This is a genomic window from Metabacillus hrfriensis (assembly GCF_030127205.1).
In the GTDB taxonomy this organism is placed as follows: domain Bacteria; phylum Bacillota; class Bacilli; order Bacillales; family Bacillaceae; genus Bacillus_P; species Bacillus_P dongyingensis.
On record NZ_CP126116.1, the window covers coordinates 2,838,545 to 2,858,345 of the forward strand.

General features: G+C 39.8%; 20 protein-coding genes and 1 other annotated feature. Of the genes, 5 read left to right on the forward strand and 15 right to left on the reverse strand.

Annotated elements, in window-relative coordinates; translation table 11 throughout:
• The first annotated feature begins 77 nt into the window (after window positions 1-77).
• Window positions 78-2,012, forward strand: a complete 1,935-nt coding sequence (gene ltaS / locus QLQ22_RS14115; RefSeq protein WP_284015008.1) for a lipoteichoic acid synthase — start codon at window positions 78-80, stop codon at window positions 2,010-2,012.
• An 80-nt stretch (window positions 2,013-2,092) separates the two neighbouring features.
• Here ltaS and QLQ22_RS14120 read toward each other — a convergent pair whose 3' ends face one another.
• The 4 genes from QLQ22_RS14120 to QLQ22_RS14135 all read right to left on the reverse strand — a co-directional run bounded on the left by QLQ22_RS14120 (window position 2,093) and on the right by QLQ22_RS14135 (window position 6,452).
• Window positions 2,093-2,662: a superoxide dismutase family protein gene (locus tag QLQ22_RS14120; RefSeq protein ID WP_284015009.1), complete on the reverse strand. Its 570-nt coding sequence runs from the start codon at window positions 2,660-2,662 to the stop codon at window positions 2,093-2,095.
• Window positions 2,663-2,737: 75 nt separating this feature from the next.
• Window positions 2,738-4,402, reverse strand: a complete 1,665-nt coding sequence (gene argS / locus QLQ22_RS14125; protein WP_284015010.1) for an arginine--tRNA ligase — start codon at window positions 4,400-4,402, stop codon at window positions 2,738-2,740.
• A 47-nt stretch (window positions 4,403-4,449) separates the two neighbouring features.
• Window positions 4,450-4,667 (reverse strand) — a binding site (T-box leader).
• A 53-nt stretch (window positions 4,668-4,720) separates the two neighbouring features.
• Window positions 4,721-5,323: a DUF3298 and DUF4163 domain-containing protein gene (locus QLQ22_RS14130; RefSeq protein ID WP_223435551.1), complete on the reverse strand. Its 603-nt coding sequence runs from the start codon at window positions 5,321-5,323 to the stop codon at window positions 4,721-4,723.
• 109 nt (window positions 5,324-5,432) lie between these two features.
• Window positions 5,433-6,452: a C40 family peptidase gene (locus QLQ22_RS14135; RefSeq protein ID WP_284015011.1), complete on the reverse strand. Its 1,020-nt coding sequence runs from the start codon at window positions 6,450-6,452 to the stop codon at window positions 5,433-5,435.
• 234 nt (window positions 6,453-6,686) lie between these two features.
• Between QLQ22_RS14135 and QLQ22_RS14140 the strand changes: the two genes are divergently transcribed.
• Window positions 6,687-6,842, forward strand: a complete 156-nt coding sequence (locus QLQ22_RS14140) for a hypothetical protein (protein ID WP_284015012.1) — start codon at window positions 6,687-6,689, stop codon at window positions 6,840-6,842.
• Between the two features lie 453 nt (window positions 6,843-7,295).
• Here the strand turns inward: QLQ22_RS14140 and QLQ22_RS14145 are convergent, their stop codons facing one another.
• From QLQ22_RS14145 to cdaS, 3 genes are all read right to left on the reverse strand, one after another.
• The gene (locus tag QLQ22_RS14145) at window positions 7,296-8,492 is read right to left on the reverse strand and encodes an MFS transporter (RefSeq protein ID WP_223443439.1); all 1,197 of its coding nucleotides are present in this window, start codon (window positions 8,490-8,492) and stop codon (window positions 7,296-7,298) included.
• Between the two features lie 111 nt (window positions 8,493-8,603).
• Window positions 8,604-9,938 (reverse strand): NCS2 family permease, encoded by a 1,335-nt coding sequence (locus QLQ22_RS14150; RefSeq protein WP_284015013.1) that lies wholly within the window; start codon window positions 9,936-9,938, stop codon window positions 8,604-8,606.
• 126 nt (window positions 9,939-10,064) lie between these two features.
• The gene (cdaS, locus tag QLQ22_RS14155) at window positions 10,065-10,697 is read right to left on the reverse strand and encodes a sporulation-specific diadenylate cyclase CdaS (protein WP_420828789.1); all 633 of its coding nucleotides are present in this window, start codon (window positions 10,695-10,697) and stop codon (window positions 10,065-10,067) included.
• A 435-nt stretch (window positions 10,698-11,132) separates the two neighbouring features.
• Here cdaS and QLQ22_RS14160 point away from each other — a divergent pair, with 435 nt between their 5' ends.
• Window positions 11,133-12,500 carry an MATE family efflux transporter gene (locus QLQ22_RS14160; RefSeq protein ID WP_223435557.1) on the forward strand — a complete coding sequence of 456 codons (1,368 nt, stop codon included), beginning with the start codon at window positions 11,133-11,135 and terminating at the stop codon, window positions 12,498-12,500.
• Between the two features lie 124 nt (window positions 12,501-12,624).
• On the opposite strand, the gene bshB2 is transcribed toward QLQ22_RS14160, so the two are convergent.
• The 4 genes from bshB2 to rarD form a co-directional block, all read right to left on the reverse strand.
• Window positions 12,625-13,290 (reverse strand): bacillithiol biosynthesis deacetylase BshB2, encoded by a 666-nt coding sequence (bshB2, locus tag QLQ22_RS14165; protein ID WP_284015014.1) that lies wholly within the window; start codon window positions 13,288-13,290, stop codon window positions 12,625-12,627.
• 15 nt (window positions 13,291-13,305) lie between these two features.
• Window positions 13,306-13,656 carry a YojF family protein gene (locus QLQ22_RS14170; RefSeq protein WP_223435560.1) on the reverse strand — a complete coding sequence of 117 codons (351 nt, stop codon included), beginning with the start codon at window positions 13,654-13,656 and terminating at the stop codon, window positions 13,306-13,308.
• Window positions 13,657-13,669: 13 nt separating this feature from the next.
• Complete coding sequence (locus tag QLQ22_RS14175) at window positions 13,670-13,942, reverse strand: hypothetical protein (protein ID WP_223435561.1); 273 nt, start codon at window positions 13,940-13,942, stop codon at window positions 13,670-13,672.
• Window positions 13,943-14,032: 90 nt separating this feature from the next.
• Window positions 14,033-14,974: an EamA family transporter RarD gene (rarD, locus tag QLQ22_RS14180; RefSeq protein WP_223435562.1), complete on the reverse strand. Its 942-nt coding sequence runs from the start codon at window positions 14,972-14,974 to the stop codon at window positions 14,033-14,035.
• 136 nt (window positions 14,975-15,110) lie between these two features.
• Here rarD and QLQ22_RS14185 point away from each other — a divergent pair, with 136 nt between their 5' ends.
• Window positions 15,111-15,587 (forward strand): Hsp20/alpha crystallin family protein, encoded by a 477-nt coding sequence (locus tag QLQ22_RS14185; protein WP_223435563.1) that lies wholly within the window; start codon window positions 15,111-15,113, stop codon window positions 15,585-15,587.
• Between the two features lie 191 nt (window positions 15,588-15,778).
• On the opposite strand, the gene QLQ22_RS14190 is transcribed toward QLQ22_RS14185, so the two are convergent.
• The 4 genes from QLQ22_RS14190 to QLQ22_RS14205 all read right to left on the reverse strand — a co-directional run bounded on the left by QLQ22_RS14190 (window position 15,779) and on the right by QLQ22_RS14205 (window position 18,149).
• Window positions 15,779-16,042, reverse strand: a complete 264-nt coding sequence (locus QLQ22_RS14190; protein ID WP_223435565.1) for a hypothetical protein — start codon at window positions 16,040-16,042, stop codon at window positions 15,779-15,781.
• A 107-nt stretch (window positions 16,043-16,149) separates the two neighbouring features.
• Window positions 16,150-16,512, reverse strand: a complete 363-nt coding sequence (locus tag QLQ22_RS14195) for a DUF2188 domain-containing protein (protein WP_223435566.1) — start codon at window positions 16,510-16,512, stop codon at window positions 16,150-16,152.
• 585 nt (window positions 16,513-17,097) lie between these two features.
• Window positions 17,098-17,826 carry an SDR family NAD(P)-dependent oxidoreductase gene (locus QLQ22_RS14200; protein WP_223435567.1) on the reverse strand — a complete coding sequence of 243 codons (729 nt, stop codon included), beginning with the start codon at window positions 17,824-17,826 and terminating at the stop codon, window positions 17,098-17,100.
• The gene (locus QLQ22_RS14205) at window positions 17,823-18,149 is read right to left on the reverse strand and encodes a winged helix-turn-helix transcriptional regulator (RefSeq protein ID WP_223435568.1); all 327 of its coding nucleotides are present in this window, start codon (window positions 18,147-18,149) and stop codon (window positions 17,823-17,825) included. The genes QLQ22_RS14200 and QLQ22_RS14205 overlap by 4 nt, the downstream gene beginning before the upstream one ends.
• A 150-nt stretch (window positions 18,150-18,299) precedes the next feature.
• Between QLQ22_RS14205 and QLQ22_RS14210 the strand changes: the two genes are divergently transcribed.
• Window positions 18,300-18,923, forward strand: coding sequence for a nitroreductase family protein (locus tag QLQ22_RS14210; protein ID WP_284015015.1), 624 nt, complete (start codon window positions 18,300-18,302; stop codon window positions 18,921-18,923).
• Window positions 18,924-19,801: the final 878 nt, after the last annotated feature.

Sequence of the window (19,801 nt, forward strand, 5' to 3'; positions counted from 1 at the left end):
AACAAATAATCTATGAGCAAGTTACTGAACATAACCGCTAAAATACGAAATTAATTGATTACTAGAGGTGTTAAAAAATGAAAAATGTATTTGCTAAGGGTTTTTTGAATAAGCATCTTGGCTTTTTTCTGTTAGCAGTCGTAATGCTGTGGATAAAAACCTATACTGCTTATCGCGTAGAACTTAATTTAGGAATTGATAATACCATTCAGCAGTTCCTGCTGTTCATCAACCCGATCAGCTCTGCTGTGCTGTTTTTAGGTTTAGCTTTATTCGCTAAAGGAAAAAAGGCATTTATTTGGATGATCGTCATCGATTTCCTGCTTTCTTTCCTATTATATGCCAACCTTGTGTACTACCGATTCTTCAACGATTTTATTACAGTGCCAACATTGACACAGACTAAGAATGCCGGAGACCTGGGACAAAGTCTTGGTGCTTTGGTTAAACCTTACGATGTCCTTTACTTCCTGGATGTCATTATTTTAATGGTTCTTGTATTTGGCAAGTTCGTTAAGCCTGAAAATGTAAAAATGAAAAGCAAAAGAGTTTCTGCAGTCCTGATTTCAGCTGTGATTCTGTTCGGAACAAACCTTGCTTTAGCTGAAATGGACCGTCCGCAATTATTAACGCGCACGTTTGACCGCAACTATCTTGTTAAATATTTAGGCATGTATAATTACACAATTTATGACGCTATTCAAAGCTCTAAATCATCTGCCCAGCGTGCACTGGCTGACAGCAATGATGTAACGGAAGTTGTAAACTACACAAAAGCAACACATGCTGAACCTAATCCTGAATACTTTGGAAAAGCAAAAGGCATGAACGTTATTTATATTTCACTTGAATCATTGCAGACATTCGCCATTGATTACAAAATTAACGGTGAAGAAGTAACACCGTTCTTAAATTCTTTAACAAAAAACAAAAATACACTGTATTTTGATAATCTCTTCCATCAGACAGGCCAGGGAAAAACGTCTGATGCTGAGTTCATGGCTGAAAACTCACTATTCCCTCTTCCGCAGGGAGCGGTTTTTACAACAAAAGCAGAGAACACATATCAGGCAGCACCAGCTATCCTTGATCAAAAAGGGTACTCAACAGCGGTTTTCCACGGCAACTATAAATCATTCTGGAACCGCGATGTGATGTACAAATCACTTGGCTACGAGCAATTCTTTGATGCAGCATATTATTCAATGAAAGATGAAGATGTTGTGAATTATGGATTAAAGGATAAACCGTTCTTTACCGAATCCATTCCGCTGCTTAAATCAATGGAGCAGCCATTTTATTCAAAATTCATCTCATTAACAAATCATTTCCCTTACCCAATTGATGAGGACGAAGCTACTATCGATCCTCATACAACAGGTGATGGATCTGTAGACCGTTATTTCCAGACTGCACGTTACATGGATGAATCCTTAAAACAGTTTTTTGAAGACCTGAAAAAGTCAGGGTTATATGACAACACAATGATCGTGATGTATGGTGATCACTATGGAATCTCTGAAAATCACAACAAAGCTATGTCTCAGGTAATGGGCAAAGAGATAAATGGGTTTGAACATGCTCAGCTGCAGCGGGTTCCTCTTTTCATTCACGCTCCAGGCCTTGAAGGCGGAAAAAAGCACCAGTTCGGCGGACAAGTTGATATTCGCCCTACTCTCCTTCACCTGCTTGGCATAGATACAAAAGATTACGTTCAAATGGGTACGGATTTATTATCAAAAGACCATCAGCAAGTGGTTCCTTTCAGAAACGGCGACTTTGTAACGCCTAAGTTTACTTCAGTTGACGGAAAGTTCTATGATACTGCTACTGGAGAAACAGTGGAGGAAAACGAAGAAATTACACAAACAGAAGAAATGGTCGATAAAAAATTGACCATTTCAGACCAGATTGTATACGGAGATCTATTGCGTTTCTATACGCCTAAGGGATTTGAACCTGTAGATCCAACTAAATACCGTTATATGGGTCCTGAAGAAACAGAAGAATAAAAATGCAAAAAGCTGATGAGACAACAAGTCTCATCAGCTTTTTTATTTCAGATCCAATTTGTCAAAACGGCTTTGTTTATCTAGTTCACAAGTGCCCCGCAAACTATCCGGTTTCCTGAATTTCCTGCAGGATCAGTCAAGTAGTCATCTTCTCTTTCATGGATAATAATCGCACTGCCGTCTTCATCAAGCAGCGAATTTTTCTTACCATGCTTCAATGTCACATCAGGTGCATGAAGCTCGACATCCACAGTTCCATTTTCGTCAATTTCTATGTTTGGCAGGTCTCCGGCATGAAAGCCTTTAGGATTATCAAATCCATGCTGCTTTTTGGCAGGATTAACATGCGCTCCGGCAGATGTGAAATCAGGCTTTTCACATTTCCCTGTCTCATGAAGATGAATGGCTTTCTTTCCAGACTCTAAACCCTCCGCTTTTAAGCGGATAGTCACTCCTTTAGGCGCTTCAGTCAGAGTTGCTGTTCCAATTTCAACACCCTCGCTGTTGATTATATCGACGTTTACCGGCGCAACTGCTTTTTCACTGACCGGCAGTGATTCTTCTTTCGTCTCAAATTCTGTTGAAGCCTGACAGGCGCTCATGCCTAAAGAAGCTGCGATTAATGCTGTGAAAATCATTTTTCTGATCATTACCAATCCCTCCATCTTAAAATTCTTTAGCATGATAGCCATAATAGGAGAATTTTAAAACGGAGGATACAAACGCTACATTTTTTCAGGAGCCTTGATTCCAAGGATGCTCAGCCCGTCTTTCAGAACATCTCTTACTGATTGAACAAGCAGAAGTCTGGACGTGAGGGATTGATTTCCTTCCAGGATTTTCACTTTAGCATAATAAGAATTAAACACCCTGGATACATGCAGTAAATATTTTGCAAGAATGGATGGGTCATACTTCTCAAATGAAGATTGAATGACTTGCCCGTACTGAACAAGCAATTTTTGCACTTCCCAGCTATGCTCATCTGTTAATGCTCTTGTTTTCTCTGACTTGATCCCGCTGCCTTTTCTTAATAAAGAGCAGGCTCTTGCATGTGTATACTGCACATATGGACCTGTCTCCCCTTCAAACTTAAGCATTTCATCCAATGAAAATTCAATATTAGTCGTACGGTCATTTTTGAGATCATGAAAAATAATCGCTCCAACTCCTACCGCACTTGCAACTTCATCTTTGTTTTCAAGCTCAGGATTTTTCATTTCAATATTTGCTTTTGCAGCAGATATCGTTTCTTTTATTACTTTTTCTAAAAGAACGATTTTGCCTTTCCTTGTAGACATTTTCTTTCCATCCTTCAAAATGAATCCAAATGGAATATGATGAATATCTTTATGCCAGCTGAAGCCCATTTTCTCTACAACAGCAAAAACCTGTTTAAAATGCATCGATTGTTCCATCCCCACTACATATAGTGACTTATTAAACTTGTATGTTTCCTTTCTGTAGAAGGCGGCAGCCAAATCTCTTGTTGCATAAAGGGTCGCTCCATCACTTTTTCGGATCAGGCATGGCGGCAGATTCACATTATCCAAAGGAACTACCATTGCACCTTCAGAATGTTTAAGCAGTCCTCTTTCCTCAAGCAAATCAGAGATATGCGATAACTGATCATTGTAGAATGCTTCGCCATTATACGCATCAAATTGAACGCCCAATAGTTTATAAACCCTCTGAAAGTCCTCCAGTGATACTTCTCTGAACCATTTCCACAGTTTTAATGCGTCTGTGTCTCCATCCTCCAGACGTTTAAACCAGCTTCTTCCCTCTTCAATTAAGTCAGAAAAAACGGCAGCTTCTTCATGAAACTTTACATAAAGTCTAAAAAGCTCCTGTATCGGATTCTCTTTGACGGATTCTTCATTTCCCCATCTTTTATAAGCTGCAATCAGCTTGCCGAATTGTGTGCCCCAGTCTCCAATATGATTGATTCTGATTACGTTATAGCCGCATCTCTCTCCAAGATTGGCAATTGCCTGGCCGATGACCGTTGAGCGAAGGTGTCCCATCGAGAAAGGCTTCGCAATATTAGGAGATGAAAAGTCAATGGTCATTACTTTTGTTTTTTCTGCGCTCTGATATGGTCCTATTGTCTGCAGACATTCCATGCTTACAATCTCCCGGTTAAGGCGGAAGTTAATGTAGGGTCCAGCAGCAGCTGCCTGTGTAATAAACTCATCATGAAACTTCCCTTCAAGCTCCAATGCAATTTGATGAGGATTTTTTTTATAGACGGCAGCAAGAACGAAACAAGGAAAGCTGTAATCTCCAAATTGTTTTGCTTTTGGAATCTCAATGACATCCATTATCTCATCAAAGGTAAGATCGTTTTTTAAAGTTCTATAAATAATCGCCCCAAGTCTCTTTTTCATAATTCGTCCTCCTATAAATAAAATAAAAATGCCCGTCTCTTTTCTATAAAAGAGACGGGCATTTTCCCGCGGTACCACTCTGATTGTTCATTTCTGAACCACTCGAAGCGTTTTAACGGCCAGCCGACCGACATGCCCTACTATCCAAGTTCAGGCAGGCTCCTAGGAAGTGCGTTTCATCATTCCGTTCATTTTAGGCTTTCACCTTCCCTAAATCGCTGATTCAAGAACTGGATATGATTACTCTCTTCCTCATGGGATTTTTTTCTATTAAGAGTTATTATATGCGAATCTTTGAGGAATGCAAGATATTTTTATCTATCCATATAATCTGGGAAGAGGACCATCTGGATCGATGATATCCTGCAGGTCATAAATGGAGATGGGAAAGTACAGAAACCCATAAGCATAAGCTGCGATTTCATAGAGCTGAAAATAGATAACAAGCGATTTATCAGCTAAATAAAAATCCTGATCCGGGCGAATTGATTTAAAGGGAGGATCGAGTAATGTAATCTCTCGTTCTTTAAGCTGCTCACTAATAATGGAAGATAATCGTTCTTTATAGTTGCTGTCTATTTTAAAAAGATCCTGAAGCTTATACTTCCTGCCTGTCTGGGTATCGTATGTCAGCCCTTTTAGAAAAGACATGCCATGAGCGCCTCCGCTGTACACATAATTCAGCAGCGTTAAGCTTAACAAGTCCCGCTCATTCGTCTTAAGTTCATAGGTGCCCTGCATGTCGGTTTGCACTCCCCCGTCATACCCTCCAAAACGAATCTGATTCTGAACGTTATTTAGGATGTCCGTATTGATTTTTTGCAGACTCAATACATGCGGACCTGTTATTGATGGATATAATATCGTAAGCTTTTTCCCTGCTATCTTATGAGTCATGACACCTGCAGGCAATGCCGTCATCCACTTCGCCTCCTGTTTCTTTTTATTTCCATCATATGAATGGATTTGTTCATTCATCCTTTTGGAAGGCAGTTTGTTCCTCGCCAAAAAAAGAAGCCCTGATGGCTTCTTACTTTAAATATCGTTTTGCTCCAAGGTATCTTGCTTTCCAGTAGGAATTATCCAATTTAGAGATGGTCACACCTGATGAACTTGCATGAATAAATTCTCCATTACCAAGATAAATTCCCATATGAGACGGGCCTGCCTTGTATGTAGTGAAATAAACGAAGTCACCTTTTTGCGGAGAGCTGACCGGCGTCATGATGTCCCAATATCCAGCAGTGCTGAGACGGGAAACAGACGTCACTTTGTTCAGTACATAATACATGAATCCGCTGCAGTCAAATCCAGAAGGAGTATTTCCAGCCCATCTGTAAGGCACTCCAATATGTTTCTTGGCTTCAGCAATCATCGTGTCAATTTTACTGTTTGCAGATGGCTTTGTTTCTTCCACCTTACTAGGCGGTGCAGCGCTTGAGCCTTTCACTTTAAGGGTCTGGCCAGCGTAAATCACATCCGATTTGAGATTGTTCATCGCTTTTAACTCTGCGACGGTAAGTTCGAATTGATTAGCAATCTTTCCAAGGTAATCACCAAGCTGTACTTTATAGGTTGATGCCGCAGGCTGATTAGCAGTTGGTTTAGACGCTTCAGCATCCGGAGCTTTTCCAGTCGTCTTGCTTACTTTTAAGGTTTGTCCGGGACGAATTAAATCGGATTTCAGCCCATTTAAACTTTTCAGCTCAATTACAGATACATTATGTTTTCGTGCAATGACCCAGAGGGAATCGCCTGATTTCACTTTGTATGTAGAGGAAGAGGTTTTAGCGGGTGCAGCAGGTTTTTGAACACTTGATGCAGGTTTTTTTGCAGTTCCGGATATCTGCAGGACTTGTCCTGGAAAAATCATATCTTTAGAAAGCTTGTTTGTCAGTTTAATTGTTTCAACTGTTGTTTTATACTCGCGTGACAACTTCCATAACGAATCGCCTTTTTTAACGGTTATACTGTCTGCAGAAGCTGCGGAGCCAATTAAAGTGGAACCGATGACTGCTGAAGCAGTTAACCCAATAATTTTCTGTTTCATTGTTCGCTAAGTACCTCCTTTTTTCTTACATGATTATTTTAATAGATTAGGGCATTAATTACTACAAATTTCTAAAAATAGCACTATATTCTTACTAAAATAGCTAAAATCCCCTATTTTTATCCCGTATTTCTTGCAAATTATGACATTATTAGTCTTTTTTGGCCGATTCGTGAGATAGCATATCCAACAAGGAAATCATATAGTATTAAAAAAGAAACTGGGTGTTTAAAGATGGCGAAGAGATATCGGGGTAAAACATTATTAAAAATGGCTTCAAGAGGCCGCGGCACTTGTCCAATATGCGGGACAACACGAATTAAACTGCTCTACCCAAAACTTCAGGCAGATGGACAGAAGCTTACTGTATGCAAGAAATGCAGAGAATAAGAAAAGCGGAACCGACTGTTCAGACTCGGGCATCCCGAAAAGTCCGGGTCCGACTTTCCTGAGGGAAATTGTTCTGGTCAAAGGGATAGGAGGTGGCTCTGGACAATACAGAAAAGCAGAATCGTCCGTTCTGCTCCAAGTCAAAGGGCTATCCGGGATGGAATCCCCATTAAAGACACGATTACGGTGGACCATATCCTATTCATTTAGCCGAAATCGTTATTTTAATTGCCGAAATTCGATTTTTTCTGGCCAATTTCCCGTTTCTATTAGCGGTTTTAAGATTTATTCTGGCTTTTCATTTTTTTCGATTCAGCTGTTTTCTCGTTATAGCAGTTATAATCATTTGAATTAAGCGGAAAGGCTGATAGTTTGGCGCTGACCCCCGCTATTATTAGATATTAAAGAACAGAGAAACGCCGAACAAAAAAAGAGAGGGCTCTCCCCTCTCTTTTACTTGCTTTCACTTAAATTTCTTACTTCTGTTTTCTGAAAATACTTCATTCCATATAAAACGACCATCGTGAGCGATAATGTTCCAAAGATAAGCACCATGAACTGCAGACCGATTGTATCAAGGAACAGACCCGTTCCGAGGAGAACCACCTGGAACATAACACGATCCAGCATATTTCTAAACGAAAAAAAACGGCCGTGATATTCTTTTGGAATCTTTGTTTGAAAGATGGTCGAGACAATCGGAAAAAAGCAGCCAACGCCAAGACCGAATACTCCAAATGAGATGAGCGACATCCACATGATATCACTAAAGAATAAGCTTAAATGTGCAATTGAAATTAATAGAGCAAAAGCAAAGAGCATGTGAACGGATGAAAAACGATGAGTAATTTTTTTTACAAAAAAAGCGCCGATCATAAATGCGATTCCTTCAACTGTGTAAAGGAGCCCTTTAATGGACGTGCTGTCCTGAAGCTCGCTTATGTTGATTACCATCAGATTAAATCCGCCGATAAACAAAACAGGAATGATTGTCAGGACTAGAGCTGTAATGGCAATGGGAGTCGCTTTTAATACAGGAAGAACTTCTTTAAAGCTGCCGGAGTTCCCCGATTTTGACTGCTCCCTCTTCTCTTCTTTAAAATCAAGCAGAAATGTTGCTCCAAAAAGAATGGCATATGCGGCCATGGACAGTGCATAAATCGATGTCAGACTCATAAAGACAAGCAGCGCACCGGCAAGTGCTGTGCCAAGCACTCTCGCCATGGTCGAAACATTCATATGGACCCCATTCATTTGTATTAAATCCTTGTCCTTTACAATAATAGGTATGACAGCCTGAAGTGCAGGAAAATAGAAGGCTGCAGATAATTGAATACTGATCATAAACAGAATCATAAAGAAAAGAGAATCAAATTGTATCGCCATAAACATAAAGACAACGCTGAGCATTCTTCCAAGACCCGAATAAATAAGAACGGTCTTTTTTGAGCAGCTGTCAATCATTCTGCCGGCAAGAGGACCGACAAGCACCCCTGCAAGCAGACCAATAAAGAGAATAAGAGATTTCATGAAATCAGATGGTACATTTTTTTGCATAAATTCCAGGTTTCCGATTATGCCAAACCATAAACCAAGCCCTGCAATAAATTCACCGCTGAGCACAATCCAGACATTTTTATTTTTCCACATGGCGTTGTCTCCATTTTCTGTTTTATTCACTATTTCTACTATAGCACCGCTGCAATTATTTCGCCTAGCGAAACTTTTTGCAGTCAAAAAAAAGCCCCTTTAAGGGACCCGCTAAATCATTGTATAGAAATTTATTAAAAAGGCTGCAGTAATGATATACATCATCCAGTGAAGTTCTTTTGTTCTCCCGGTAAAAACCTTTAATAATGTGTATGATATAAAACCGAACGCTACACCTTCTGCAATACTGAATGTTAATGGCATCATAATGAAGGTTAAAAATGCCGGGATCAATTCGGTCAAATCATCAAAATGGATTTCCTTCAGTTCTGTCATCATAAATGCTCCAATGATTATTAAAACTGGAGCTGTCGCAGCGTTTGGGATGTATTGAATCAGAGGCGTAAATAAAAGAGTCAGCAAAAACAGCAGAGCAGCAAATACTGCTTTTAAGCCAGTTCTTCCTCCTTCTGCAATTCCGGTTGCATTTTCAATATAGGTATTCATGGCTGTACTTCCAAACACCGCACTGATCATTGTGCCGAGTGCTCCGGTCGTCAATGCACGTTTCATATTAGGTGTTTCGTCATTTTCATCATTCAGATTCGCTTTTTTTGTTAATCCGATCAAGGTAGCCAATGTATCGAATAATTCTACGATAGTAAATGAAAAGATGACTGAGAAAATACCATATCCGATCGCAGCCATAATATCAAGCTTCATAAACGTTAATTCAACTGATGGCCAGTCAAAGGAAATAATATCGTCTGGAGAATTTGGCACAGGCGAGTGGCCGATCAGCATGGACAATGCCGAAATGACAAAGATGCTTAAGATCAAACCGCCTCTAATATTTCTGGATACAAGCACAGATGCAAGGATCAGTCCTAACAGCGCAAGCCATGTTCCCTGATCTGCAATGTTTCCGAGTGCAACATAGGTTGCATCATCTGGAACAATGATGCCGCCGTTTTTAAGGCCGATAAAAGCAACAAATAATCCGATTCCTGCAGTAATAGAAGCTTTCAATGTTTTAGGAATAGATGCGACAACTTTTGAACTGACTCCTGTAACAGATAATAGAAAGAAAACAAAACCTGAGATAAATACAGCCCCAAGAGCGGTTTCCCAAGATAATCCCTGGCCAAGGACGACGGTATATGTAAAAAAGGCATTTAACCCCATTCCCGGTCCAATGACAATCGGCAGGTTTGCCCACAACCCCATTAATAGTGTTGTTATGACAATAGCTAAAATTGTACCTGCAAGTGCTGCTTCCTTTGGCATCCCAGCTTCAGATAAGATAATCGGGTTAACAAGGATGATGTAGCTGACCGTCATAAATGTTGTCAGGGCCGCAATAAATTCCGTTTTCACTGTTGTTTGCCGTTCATCTAAACGGAAAAACGAGTTTAAAAACGAAAGCAGGTTTTTCTTGTCTTGCATTTGTTCTTCCTCCTCATAAATAGAAGAGCGCTGTCTTATCATGCTGATGGCTGAAGCAAATAATGAAGGCATAGCTCATATAGTAAAAACTACATTATAAATGATTTTTTTTAATATGAGAAGCTTTTATTCAGAGCTGAACGGATACAGCCCGCCATTTATGGCAAATGACATCTTCCCCGTTTCTTCTGATACGACAAGCGCTATTGCATCTGTTGATTCTGTTATGCCAATAGCAGCGCGGTGCCTTGTACCAATCTTGGCATCTGCGGTTTTAGTAGAAAGCGGAAGGACATTTGCTGCAGAAATGATTTTAGTACCGGAAACAAGCACAGCTCCATCATGCAGAGAATTCCCAGGATAGAAAATACTTTCAAGCAATGACGCAGATAAATAAGCATCAATCGGCACACCGTTTTTAAGAAAAGAGACAAGTTGGTCGTTTCTCTCTATCACAATCAAACCTCCGTGTTTTTGAGCAGACAGATGCTGAATGACTTTTGAGAGTATGGCATAATGCGGAGTGTACTCTGATAAATAAGACTGCAAGTAAAAGGATGACGCCTGCGACTGCAGCTGCTGAAAAATCTTATGCAGATCTTCAAGCTCACAAAGCAGACAATGGTCTTTCTCTTGTAGAGAATTCATAAGCTGCATAGATTCATCAATGATGTTTCCCAGCTGGTCATAAATGAGTTTTTTAATAGGATCCATTATTTCTTTTTTCAAAGACTTTCTGCTCCTCTCCCTGTATAACATCGCTTATTTTATTGTTTGAAAAATCTCTGCATTCCATGCAATAATTTTCCATCTGAGGTTCATACTACTAGAAAATCGGAAGTTCTTGGTCAGCTTCGAAAGGTAAATAAGGTTCCGATTTGAAAACTTTTTTGACGGTGCCAGACAAAGGAGTTATGCGCTGGAGCTGGACATCACAGCGCAATATTTTCATCCTTAAGCTATGTCTTAAAATAGCAGCTTTGATCCAGCTGCGATATGGAGGTTTGATTCATGACGACAGTTAAAATTTTTCAATACCTTTTTTCAGGATTAGGTGTAATGATTTTAAGTTATTTTTATTATCAAATGTTTAAGCCCGAGAAAAAAGAGCTTGAGGAGAAGTCGAAATAGTCACGGGATCCATTTTTCATGTTATAATTCTTTCGTTACTCTAAGAAAACGAGGATATTTAACATGAAACAAACCTTTACTCTTTGGGAGAAAGGCAAGCAATTTTCTCTCATCCTTTTGCCGATTCTGATTACACAGCTCTCACTTTATTCAATGAATTTTTTTGATACGACCATGTCAGGAAAAGTAAGCCCCGGAGATCTTGCAGGTGTAGCAATTGGATCAAGTATCTGGGTGCCTGTCTATACGGGACTAAGCGGTATCCTGCTTGCAGTTACTCCGATTGTTTCACAGTATGTTGGTGCAAAACAGAAGGAGAAAATCCCTTATACAGTTATTCAAGGCTTGTACCTTTCTGTATTGTTGTCAATTATAGTGGGAGTTATCGGTATTTTTGTCATTGATCCAATATTAAATTCAATGTCACTGGAGGACCATGTCAGAGAGACGGCTAAATTTTATCTGGCTGCTTTGGCTTTTGGAATTTTGCCTCTCTTTGCATATAATGTTTTGCGCTGCTTTATTGATGCTCTTGGATTTACGAGAATATCAATGTTCATCACATTATTATCTCTGCCCATCAATGTTGTATTTAATTATTTATTTATTTTTGGGAAGTTCGGTTTTCCTGCTCTTGGCGGTGTAGGATCTGGTGTTGCTTCAACTATTACATACTGGTGTATTTTTCTGATCTCCGCTTTTGTCATAGTGAAAAAGCAGCCTTTTGTGGACTATGGTATTTTTAAGAAATTGTACAGCGCTTCAGCAAAAGCCTGGCTTAGTCTATTAAAAATCGGAATCCCTATAGGAATCGCAATATTCTTTGAAACCAGCATTTTTGCAGCCGTTACCTTATTAATGAGCAATTACGATACGGTCACGATTGCCTCCCATCAAATCGCCATTAACTTTGCCTCTCTTCTGTATATGCTTCCGCTGAGTATTTCAATGGCGCTAACGATTGTCGTCGGATTTGAAGTTGGAGCGAAACGATACAGGGATGCAAAGCAGTACAGTTATTTAGGGATTGTCATGGCTGTTATCCTGTCGCTTATTACCGCAGCTGTTATCTATTTCTTAAGAAATGAAATTGCAGCGATCTATACGAATGAAGACATTGTAATAAAACTCTCGGCACAGTTTTTGATTTATGCGATTTTCTTTCAGCTCTCAGATGCAATTGCCGCCCCTATTCAAGGAGCGCTGCGTGGCTATAAAGATGTAAATGTCACCTTGTTGATGGCGCTTGTTTCTTACTGGGTTATAGGACTTCCAACAGGATATTTGCTTGCAAACAATACGTCTTTTATGGCTTTCGGATACTGGATTGGCTTGATAGCGGGCCTTGCCGCTGCCGCATTAGCGCTGTCTTCAAGGCTGTGGTTTATTCAAAATAAGGTTTATACGCTTAGTGAAAAACAAAAAGGATAAACCTATAATATTAAGAAAGATGATCTCAAATATACAGAGGTCATCTTTTTTATAGCGTATTTCCGGCATAAAAAAACGAGTGACTTCTCACTCGTTTTTTATGATCGCAACAGCTTCTCGTTGATCAGTCATTCCAATTATAAGTCCAGAAAATCTCCTGCTCCACCCAATGCATGACTTCTGGGTCTTTGTTTTTGAACTTTTCTTCCATTTGCTTAAGCATTCCTTCTGTCTGGCTGCGATGAGCGCGCAATGCATTTAATTTCATTTCGGCTACGCTTGAGATATCAATTGTGACATCGTGCTCGCCAAGCACCTCTTCCCGGTTTCTTGTGATGGCAACACAGTAAGTCTCAGGGCGGTCTTCAGACGGCATTCTGCTTATTGCGCGAATGGTTGCAGCACCGGTAGCATCATGATCAGGATGAACGCCATGTCCAGGGTAAAACGTGACAACAAGGGTAGGCTTCACTTCTTGAATGATTTCTTCAATAATATCTGCAAAACGGTCGATGTCTTCAAATTCAAGTGTTTTGTCACGCAGACCAAGCATTCTTAAATCCTGAACATCAAGGGCATCACATGCATCTCTTAGTTCTTTTTTACGGATTTCGGGCAGGATCTCCCGATTGGCAAACAAAGGATTTCCCATGTTTCTTCCCATCTGGCCAAGTGTTGCGCAAGCATAGGTAACAGGAATTCCTTCTTTACGTTTTAATGACATTAAACCCCCAACTCCAAATGACTCGTCATCCGGGTGAGGCAGAACAACTAATACATGCTCTCTCATTTTCATTCTCCCTTTCTACTCAGCAAACGGAGTCTCGCTGATTTGAAGCGCAATGGCAAGCTTTCCTTCGCGGTCATGCCCTGCCATCAGCAGCTGATTCTTTTCATTGTACACCCAGTCTGTAAGGCCTTCTGCATAAATCCACCCGTGATCTATTTTGAGTCCGACACGGTAAGGACCCTGTCCGGTGATTTTTGCCTGGTTAAAGGAAACTTTTGCATTTCTGATAAAAGCCACAACTGTCATATTATTTTCATTCATGTGGGCAGAATAAGCGCCTGTCGTCGTTTCCAGGTGAACATAAACTTCCTTATTCACCAGAACGTCTAAATGTTTCTGAATATCATCTTTCGTAATGGGGACCATCTTCCTGCTCCTTTTATGTAGATTGTTTGATTTCTTCATACACTTTTATATGCAGGTCAATCAAGGACATCTTTTCCTGATTGCCGAGTGTGGACATTGAAATCCGTTTGACTGCTGAAAAAAACTTCTGCTCTGTATTTTTCCGCAGGCGAGGATGCGTCATTTCATCCTGCAGATCAATTTTAATGGCGCCGAGAAGTGTCTGCATGTCATCACCACTGACCTCAAGCTGCCGATTTGACCAAAGCTTCCGGTATACCTCTAAAAGCTTGCGGTTCTCCGTCATCTCCTGTCATCATCCCTTTCCTGACTCTCTTATTGTATACTGAAAAATCATTTCAATGAAAGAAAAAAGCCTTACACAAGGCAGGCTGTTTTACATTTCCATCGTTTTCTTTTTTTTCAGCTTCCATGCATTTTCCTTCATTCCTCTTACGTGTGAAAAGGAGAAGAGCACAAGTGCACTCCAAATTAAGGAAAACGTAATGATTTCTGTACTAGTAAACGATTCATTATAAATTAAAACTCCAAGTAAGAGGGTGATGGTTGGTGCGATATATTGCAGAATTCCAACCATAAATAACGGAATATGCTGTGCTCCTTTTGCAAACAGCAGCAATGGAACCGCCGTTACGATTCCCGCTCCGATTAAGAATGCATTCGTTCCTAAACTCCATTCAAAAAATGCTGACTCTCCCTTATTTGCAATCACTGCTAAATAAATCAGGGCAACAGGCATGACCATCATTGTCTCCAGTGTAAGCCCAATTGAAGCATTTAATTTGGTTACTTTTTTGGTTAAACCGTAAAAACCAAAGCTCATTGCAAGAATGATCGCTACAAATGGAAACCTGCCATATTGCATCGTCATGAAAAGAACACCCGCCGCAGCAAGGATAAATGAAGCATATTGCCATTTATTGAGCCGTTCTTTTAAAAACACCATACCAAGGAGAACGCTGATTAAAGGATTAATATAATACCCTAAGCTCGTTTCCAGGATATGATCATTATTTACAGCCCATATGTAAAGGAACCAGTTAATGCTGATCAGAACCGATGACAGGATTAGTGAAACCAGGAGCAGAGGTTTTTTCAGCATTCTTTTGCAAACTTCCAGCAGCTGGTCCCACTGTTTATTAATTTGTATCAGGCTCATCATAAAAAGGAATGACCAAAACACTCGGTGTGCCAGGATTTCTTCAGCCCCGACTTGATCGATCAGCTTCCAATAAACCGGAAGGATACCCCATAAAAAATAGGCTAATGCTGTGTGCATCAGGCCTGTGCGATATATATCTGGATTTCTTTGCTCCATTTTACAGCACCTTCCTTTTCAAAACTCCATGCTCATTATAATCCCGATACAAGGTTTTCTACAAGAAAAAAAACTTAACCAAGACCCACCCTTATACATATAGTGAATTATAAATGCAAAAAAGGGCGTGAAAATCATGTTTCCCTGGAAAAAAAACTTTCCATTTAATCAATCCGGACAAATGTCTGATCATTTTAAAAATATGAACCCTAAAAATGTTGAAGACTATATTCAAAATGTCATGGGAAATGTTTTCGGCGAGGGCTTTCCCCAGCAGTTTCCTTTTCAGGGCAATATGGCAGGAAATATGGCGGATCACACCAAACATACTCCTGCAAATCAGGGCAGTACAGAGCTGTTTGAAACGAACGACCACATCTTCGTCAAAGTGCAGACTTCAGAAGAACAGCTTGAAAATCTTCGAATACAGCACAGCAGCAATCAGCTTTTCATTTTGAACTTCCCTTCAATGGGTGAACAGAAAAAACTCGTCCTTCCTTCCCTAGTTAAGCGTAAAGGTACAAAAGCATCTTACAGGAATGGAATTCTTGAAATAAAATTTCATAAGAATGAGGACCTGCAAATATCCGAGATTGAAATCACTCAAAATTAACAGACTGTGTGGAATTTTGGCATCTTATGTGCTGAAATCTGTAATTTATAAACCGATTTGTATTTAATCTACCTGTTTCCATCATTCATCTATTTATAAATTTATCTATCCAAATAATAGATTTATTACAAAACAATGGACCAGAGAGCCTGCTCTGGTCCATTTCTATTATGCTTTTTATATTGTTCTTTTTAATACGGACCTCCTTGATATGGTCCTACTTGATATGGTCCTCCCGGATAACCAGGATAACCGCCTGCTCCAGGTCCTGAGTAGCCTCCATAAAATGGAGCCGGCGGTGGCGGCGGATAATAATAAGGTCTTGGATAGTTAAAAAGGGCACTTCCAAGAAATCCTCCCAATAAACCTCCTACAAACGGAGCTCCAAATCCGAAAAAGAAAGGTCCTCTATTTCCTGCGCTGCGGTAGCCTCGTGCTGCATAGTGCGGGTACATGCATTCCCCTCCTCCATAAATCACTTACCTTATAAGGGTATTCACCTAAAAAGTTTTGGAGTGGGCGAATATCTTGAGAAAAATGAATTTAGTGAAAAAGCATTCCTCTATTCATTTATTTTGCTTTCAACTGAGCCGTCTTTCAAATGGACAACAAGCGTGCAATTATTTTTCTTCACAAGCTCTCTTCCCTTTTCAAGTGCCTCCTGTTTTGTCTCAAATCGATAACTTGCACGTTTATTTCCCTCTTTTCTCAGCATCCATCCGTCTTCATCTGACAACAAGAGATATTCATCTTTAACCGTGTCATTGTCTGCCCATTTTTCTGCCTGTGAAACGGCAATCGGAATGGCCCGCCCCTCTTCATATCCATCATCTAGCAAGGCATTTCCGATCTCAATTGCTTTTTCACGGGTTTCATCAGGAAGGTTTTTCATTGAATTTGGGTAATCTTGTTTTGTCCAAGGCATTTCAACTCATTCCTTTCAAGGTTATTTATTCGTTCTTTACCCCGGATATATGAATTCAAACGAAATTTTGAAGATATCAGAAACAGAAAATACCATGCAAACGCTTGAATGATGATTCCTTTTTTGGGAAAATTCAGGAGAAACTAGAAGCGTATTCTTACTAGAGACCTTAAACCGCTTTCCCCATTCAAGCGGCAGGCCGCCATCCCCCTCCAGGTCATGACATAAATAATCATGATTGTTAACATGCAGTATATAGTCATAAATCAAAGTTAGAGTATTTCGCTCACCATCGAAAATGAATCCCTTTATTCACATTCATTTTCTTTTTCCCCCCTGATTTCCCGATTTTTAATACCGGCAGCGATAAACTTTGCGCACATAATGACCACCGAGATTGATGCATCTGTCAAATCTTCAATTCCGTTATGTAAAAACCTGGCCTGCAAGGAGGATAACGACAGCAATTAGTGAGTACTTAGAGACTATCTATAATATCTAATTATACTTATCGCATATCCTCCTCTTTTTAAATACGAATGATAAAATTTTTACAAAAAAAGACTGCCTATGGGCAGGCAGTCTTTAATGTTCATATATCATTTTTCTTGTCATCCCGCCATCTACGACAATATTTGACCCTGTTACAAAATCGTTTTCAGGATCTGTTAAATAAAAACAGGCTTTGGCAATATCAGCAGGAGTGCCTACACGTTTTGATAGATGCTGATCATGATCGACCTGTCTCAGGTTCTCATAATCCTTTGTTTCAATCCAACCAGGTGAAATGCTGTTCACTTTGATCCGCTCTTCACTAAAGGAAGCGGCAAGCGCATGGGTCAGTGCAACAATTCCGCCTTTTGTAGCGGCATAAGCCTCTGATCCCGGCTCTGACATCGATGCCCGTGTAGAAGCGATATTTACAATAAAACCGCCGGCAGAATTCTTTCTCATCACCTTCGCTGCCTCTTTTGAACAAAAGAACGTGCTTCTTAAATTCGTGTTAATAACATCGTCCCAATCCTCCAATGTAAGCTCAAATGGGGATTTAAATCTGGACACTCCCGCGTTATTAATTAAAATATCGATCCTGCCGGTTGTACGTTCTGCTTCTTGAATGAACTGTTTAATGTCTTGAACATTTCTTACATCCGTTTCAACGAAATGAGAATTTTCATAATTGCTTTCAATGCTTTTTCCCTTTTTCACATCGATATCTGCAAAAATAACCTTATCGCCTATAGCCGCATACTGCTTGACCAGTTCTTCTCCTATCCCGTTGGCACCGCCTGTGATGATGACAGTTCGGTTCATTCTTTTTTATCCTCCTCAAAGCAATAACGATCCGCCCATTCTTTCACTTCTTTCATTACTTTTTCTAAAGAACGGCCCATTTCTGTGAGCTGATATGTGACCTTTACTGGTGTTTCAGGAATGACAACCCGCTGTACAATACCCGCCGATTCCAATTCTTTCAATCGTTCGACAAGCATTTTTTGGCTAATACTAGGAATGGTATCTGTTAAATCCTTAAATCGCTTAGGTCCGTCTAACATGACATTGATGATCAAACCTGTCCATCTTTTCCCTAAAAATCCGAATGCTTTTTCCATTTTGGGACATAAATTTGATTCCATCCTGAATCTCCTTTACCGTCTTTTTTCTTGACATATAATCTTAATCATTTTATGATAAAAAAATCAATCTAACTTACGAAAAGTTAGCCTGTAACTTTTTGTATATTATAACTTATTTGTAAACGATATTCAACAATGGAGGTTTTACACATGTCAACAGCTACATCAGAAAGTATCTTGTCTATTATGTCTGAACGCAGCTCTGTGCGCAAATATGACCCATCTGCAAAAATCAGCAAAGATGAACTCAGAGAAATTCTTGAGATTACTGGAAAGGCCCCATCTGCATGGAACCTTCAGCACTGGAATTTCATGGTTTTCCATAGTAATGAGTCTAAAGAAAGACTTCTTCCTATTGCTTATAACCAAAGCCAAATTACTGAAGCCTCTGCAGTTGTTGCCATTTTGGGGGATCTTGAAGCAAATAAGAATACAGATCAAGTTTATAATCCTCTTGTAGAAGCAGGTTTTATGAAAGAAGAAATTAAAGAAACACTTGCAGGCCAAATCAATGGCGCTTATCAAAATCCGATTTACGCCCGCGATGCAGCTTTCAGTAATGCCTCACTTGCAGCTATGCAGCTTATGCTTACTGCAAAAGCTAAAGGTTTTGATACATGCGCAATAGGCGGTTTCAATGCTCAGCAGCTGTCTGAAACATTTAAAATTGAAGATCGCTATGTACCAGTTATGCTTATTTCTATCGGAAAAGCAGCTAAACCGGCACACCAAAGCTCACGCATCAGCATCGAAGAATTGAGCACATTTTTATAATTAGCAGACCGGCAAAGGAAAATCTTTGCCGGTTTTTGTTTTATTAAAACCTTTGGAGGGAAATTAACGTTTGGTAAATTGAAAAGTGATCGAAGAGACCAACTTCCCTTTTGTACCGCAAAAGCGCCTGCTATTAGTTAAGAGGAATCATTCGTTCTCTTTGAGTATCCAAATCCAGGATTGTGCCTGTAAAAAGGAATCATTCGCTCTCTTTGAGTATCCAAATCCGGGATTGTGCCTGTTTAGAGGAATCATACACTCTCTTTGAGTATCCAATTCCAGGATTGTGCCTGTTTAGAGGAATCATTCGCTCTCTTTGAGTATCCAATTCCAGGATTGTGCCTGTTTAGAGGAATCATACACTCTCTTTGAGTATCCAAATCCAGGATTGTGCCTGTTTAGAGGAATCATACGCAATCATTGAGTATCCAAATCCAGGGTTGTGCCTGTTAAGAGGAATCATACACTCTCTATGAGTATCCAATTTCAGGATTGTCCCTGTTTAGAGGAATTATACACTCTCTATGAGTATTCAATTCCAGGATTGTGTCTGTTTAGAGGAATCATTCGCTCTCTTTGAGTATCCAAATCCAGGATTGTCCCTGTTAAGAGGAATCATACACTCTCTATGAGTATCCAATTTCAGGATTGTCCCTGTTTAGAGGAATTATACACTCTCTATGAGTATTCAATTCCAGGATTGTGTCTGTTTAGAGGAATCATTCGCTCTCTTTGAGTATCCAATTCCGGGATTGTGCCTGTTTAGAGGAATCATACACTCTCTTTGAGTATCCAATTCCATGATTGTGCCTGTTAAGAGGAATCATATGCTCTCTTGAGTATCCAATTCCAGGATTGTGCCTGTTTAGAGGAATCAT

Bases quoted from the DNA above. Each gene is read 5' to 3' on its own strand.
- QLQ22_RS14185 (WP_223435563.1), top strand. From the start codon at position 15,111: ATGTTTCCCTGGAAAAAAAACTTTCCATTTAATCAATCCGGACAAATG.
- QLQ22_RS14170 (WP_223435560.1), bottom strand. From the start codon at position 13,656: ATGGTCCCCATTACGAAAGATGATATTCAGAAACATTTAGACGTTCTG.
- QLQ22_RS14205 (WP_223435568.1), bottom strand. From the start codon at position 18,149: ATGGAATCAAATTTATGTCCCAAAATGGAAAAAGCATTCGGATTTTTA.
- bshB2 (WP_284015014.1), bottom strand. From the start codon at position 13,290: ATGAGAGAGCATGTATTAGTTGTTCTGCCTCACCCGGATGACGAGTCA.
- QLQ22_RS14210 (WP_284015015.1), top strand. From the start codon at position 18,300: ATGTCAACAGCTACATCAGAAAGTATCTTGTCTATTATGTCTGAACGC.
- QLQ22_RS14130 (WP_223435551.1), bottom strand. From the start codon at position 5,323: ATGACGGCATTGCCTGCAGGTGTCATGACTCATAAGATAGCAGGGAAA.
- QLQ22_RS14145 (WP_223443439.1), bottom strand. From the start codon at position 8,492: ATGTGGAAAAATAAAAATGTCTGGATTGTGCTCAGCGGTGAATTTATT.
- ltaS (WP_284015008.1), top strand. From the start codon at position 78: ATGAAAAATGTATTTGCTAAGGGTTTTTTGAATAAGCATCTTGGCTTT.
- rarD (WP_223435562.1), bottom strand. From the start codon at position 14,974: ATGGAGCAAAGAAATCCAGATATATATCGCACAGGCCTGATGCACACA.
- cdaS (WP_420828789.1), bottom strand. From the start codon at position 10,697: ATGTTATACAGGGAGAGGAGCAGAAAGTCTTTGAAAAAAGAAATAATG.
- QLQ22_RS14120 (WP_284015009.1), bottom strand. From the start codon at position 2,662: ATGATCAGAAAAATGATTTTCACAGCATTAATCGCAGCTTCTTTAGGC.
- QLQ22_RS14175 (WP_223435561.1), bottom strand. From the start codon at position 13,942: ATGACGGAGAACCGCAAGCTTTTAGAGGTATACCGGAAGCTTTGGTCA.
- QLQ22_RS14160 (WP_223435557.1), top strand. From the start codon at position 11,133: ATGAAACAAACCTTTACTCTTTGGGAGAAAGGCAAGCAATTTTCTCTC.
- QLQ22_RS14190 (WP_223435565.1), bottom strand. From the start codon at position 16,042: ATGTACCCGCACTATGCAGCACGAGGCTACCGCAGCGCAGGAAATAGA.
- argS (WP_284015010.1), bottom strand. From the start codon at position 4,402: ATGAAAAAGAGACTTGGGGCGATTATTTATAGAACTTTAAAAAACGAT.
- QLQ22_RS14195 (WP_223435566.1), bottom strand. From the start codon at position 16,512: ATGCCTTGGACAAAACAAGATTACCCAAATTCAATGAAAAACCTTCCT.
- QLQ22_RS14140 (WP_284015012.1), top strand. From the start codon at position 6,687: ATGGCGAAGAGATATCGGGGTAAAACATTATTAAAAATGGCTTCAAGA.
- QLQ22_RS14200 (WP_223435567.1), bottom strand. From the start codon at position 17,826: ATGAACCGAACTGTCATCATCACAGGCGGTGCCAACGGGATAGGAGAA.
- QLQ22_RS14150 (WP_284015013.1), bottom strand. From the start codon at position 9,938: ATGCAAGACAAGAAAAACCTGCTTTCGTTTTTAAACTCGTTTTTCCGT.
- QLQ22_RS14135 (WP_284015011.1), bottom strand. From the start codon at position 6,452: ATGAAACAGAAAATTATTGGGTTAACTGCTTCAGCAGTCATCGGTTCC.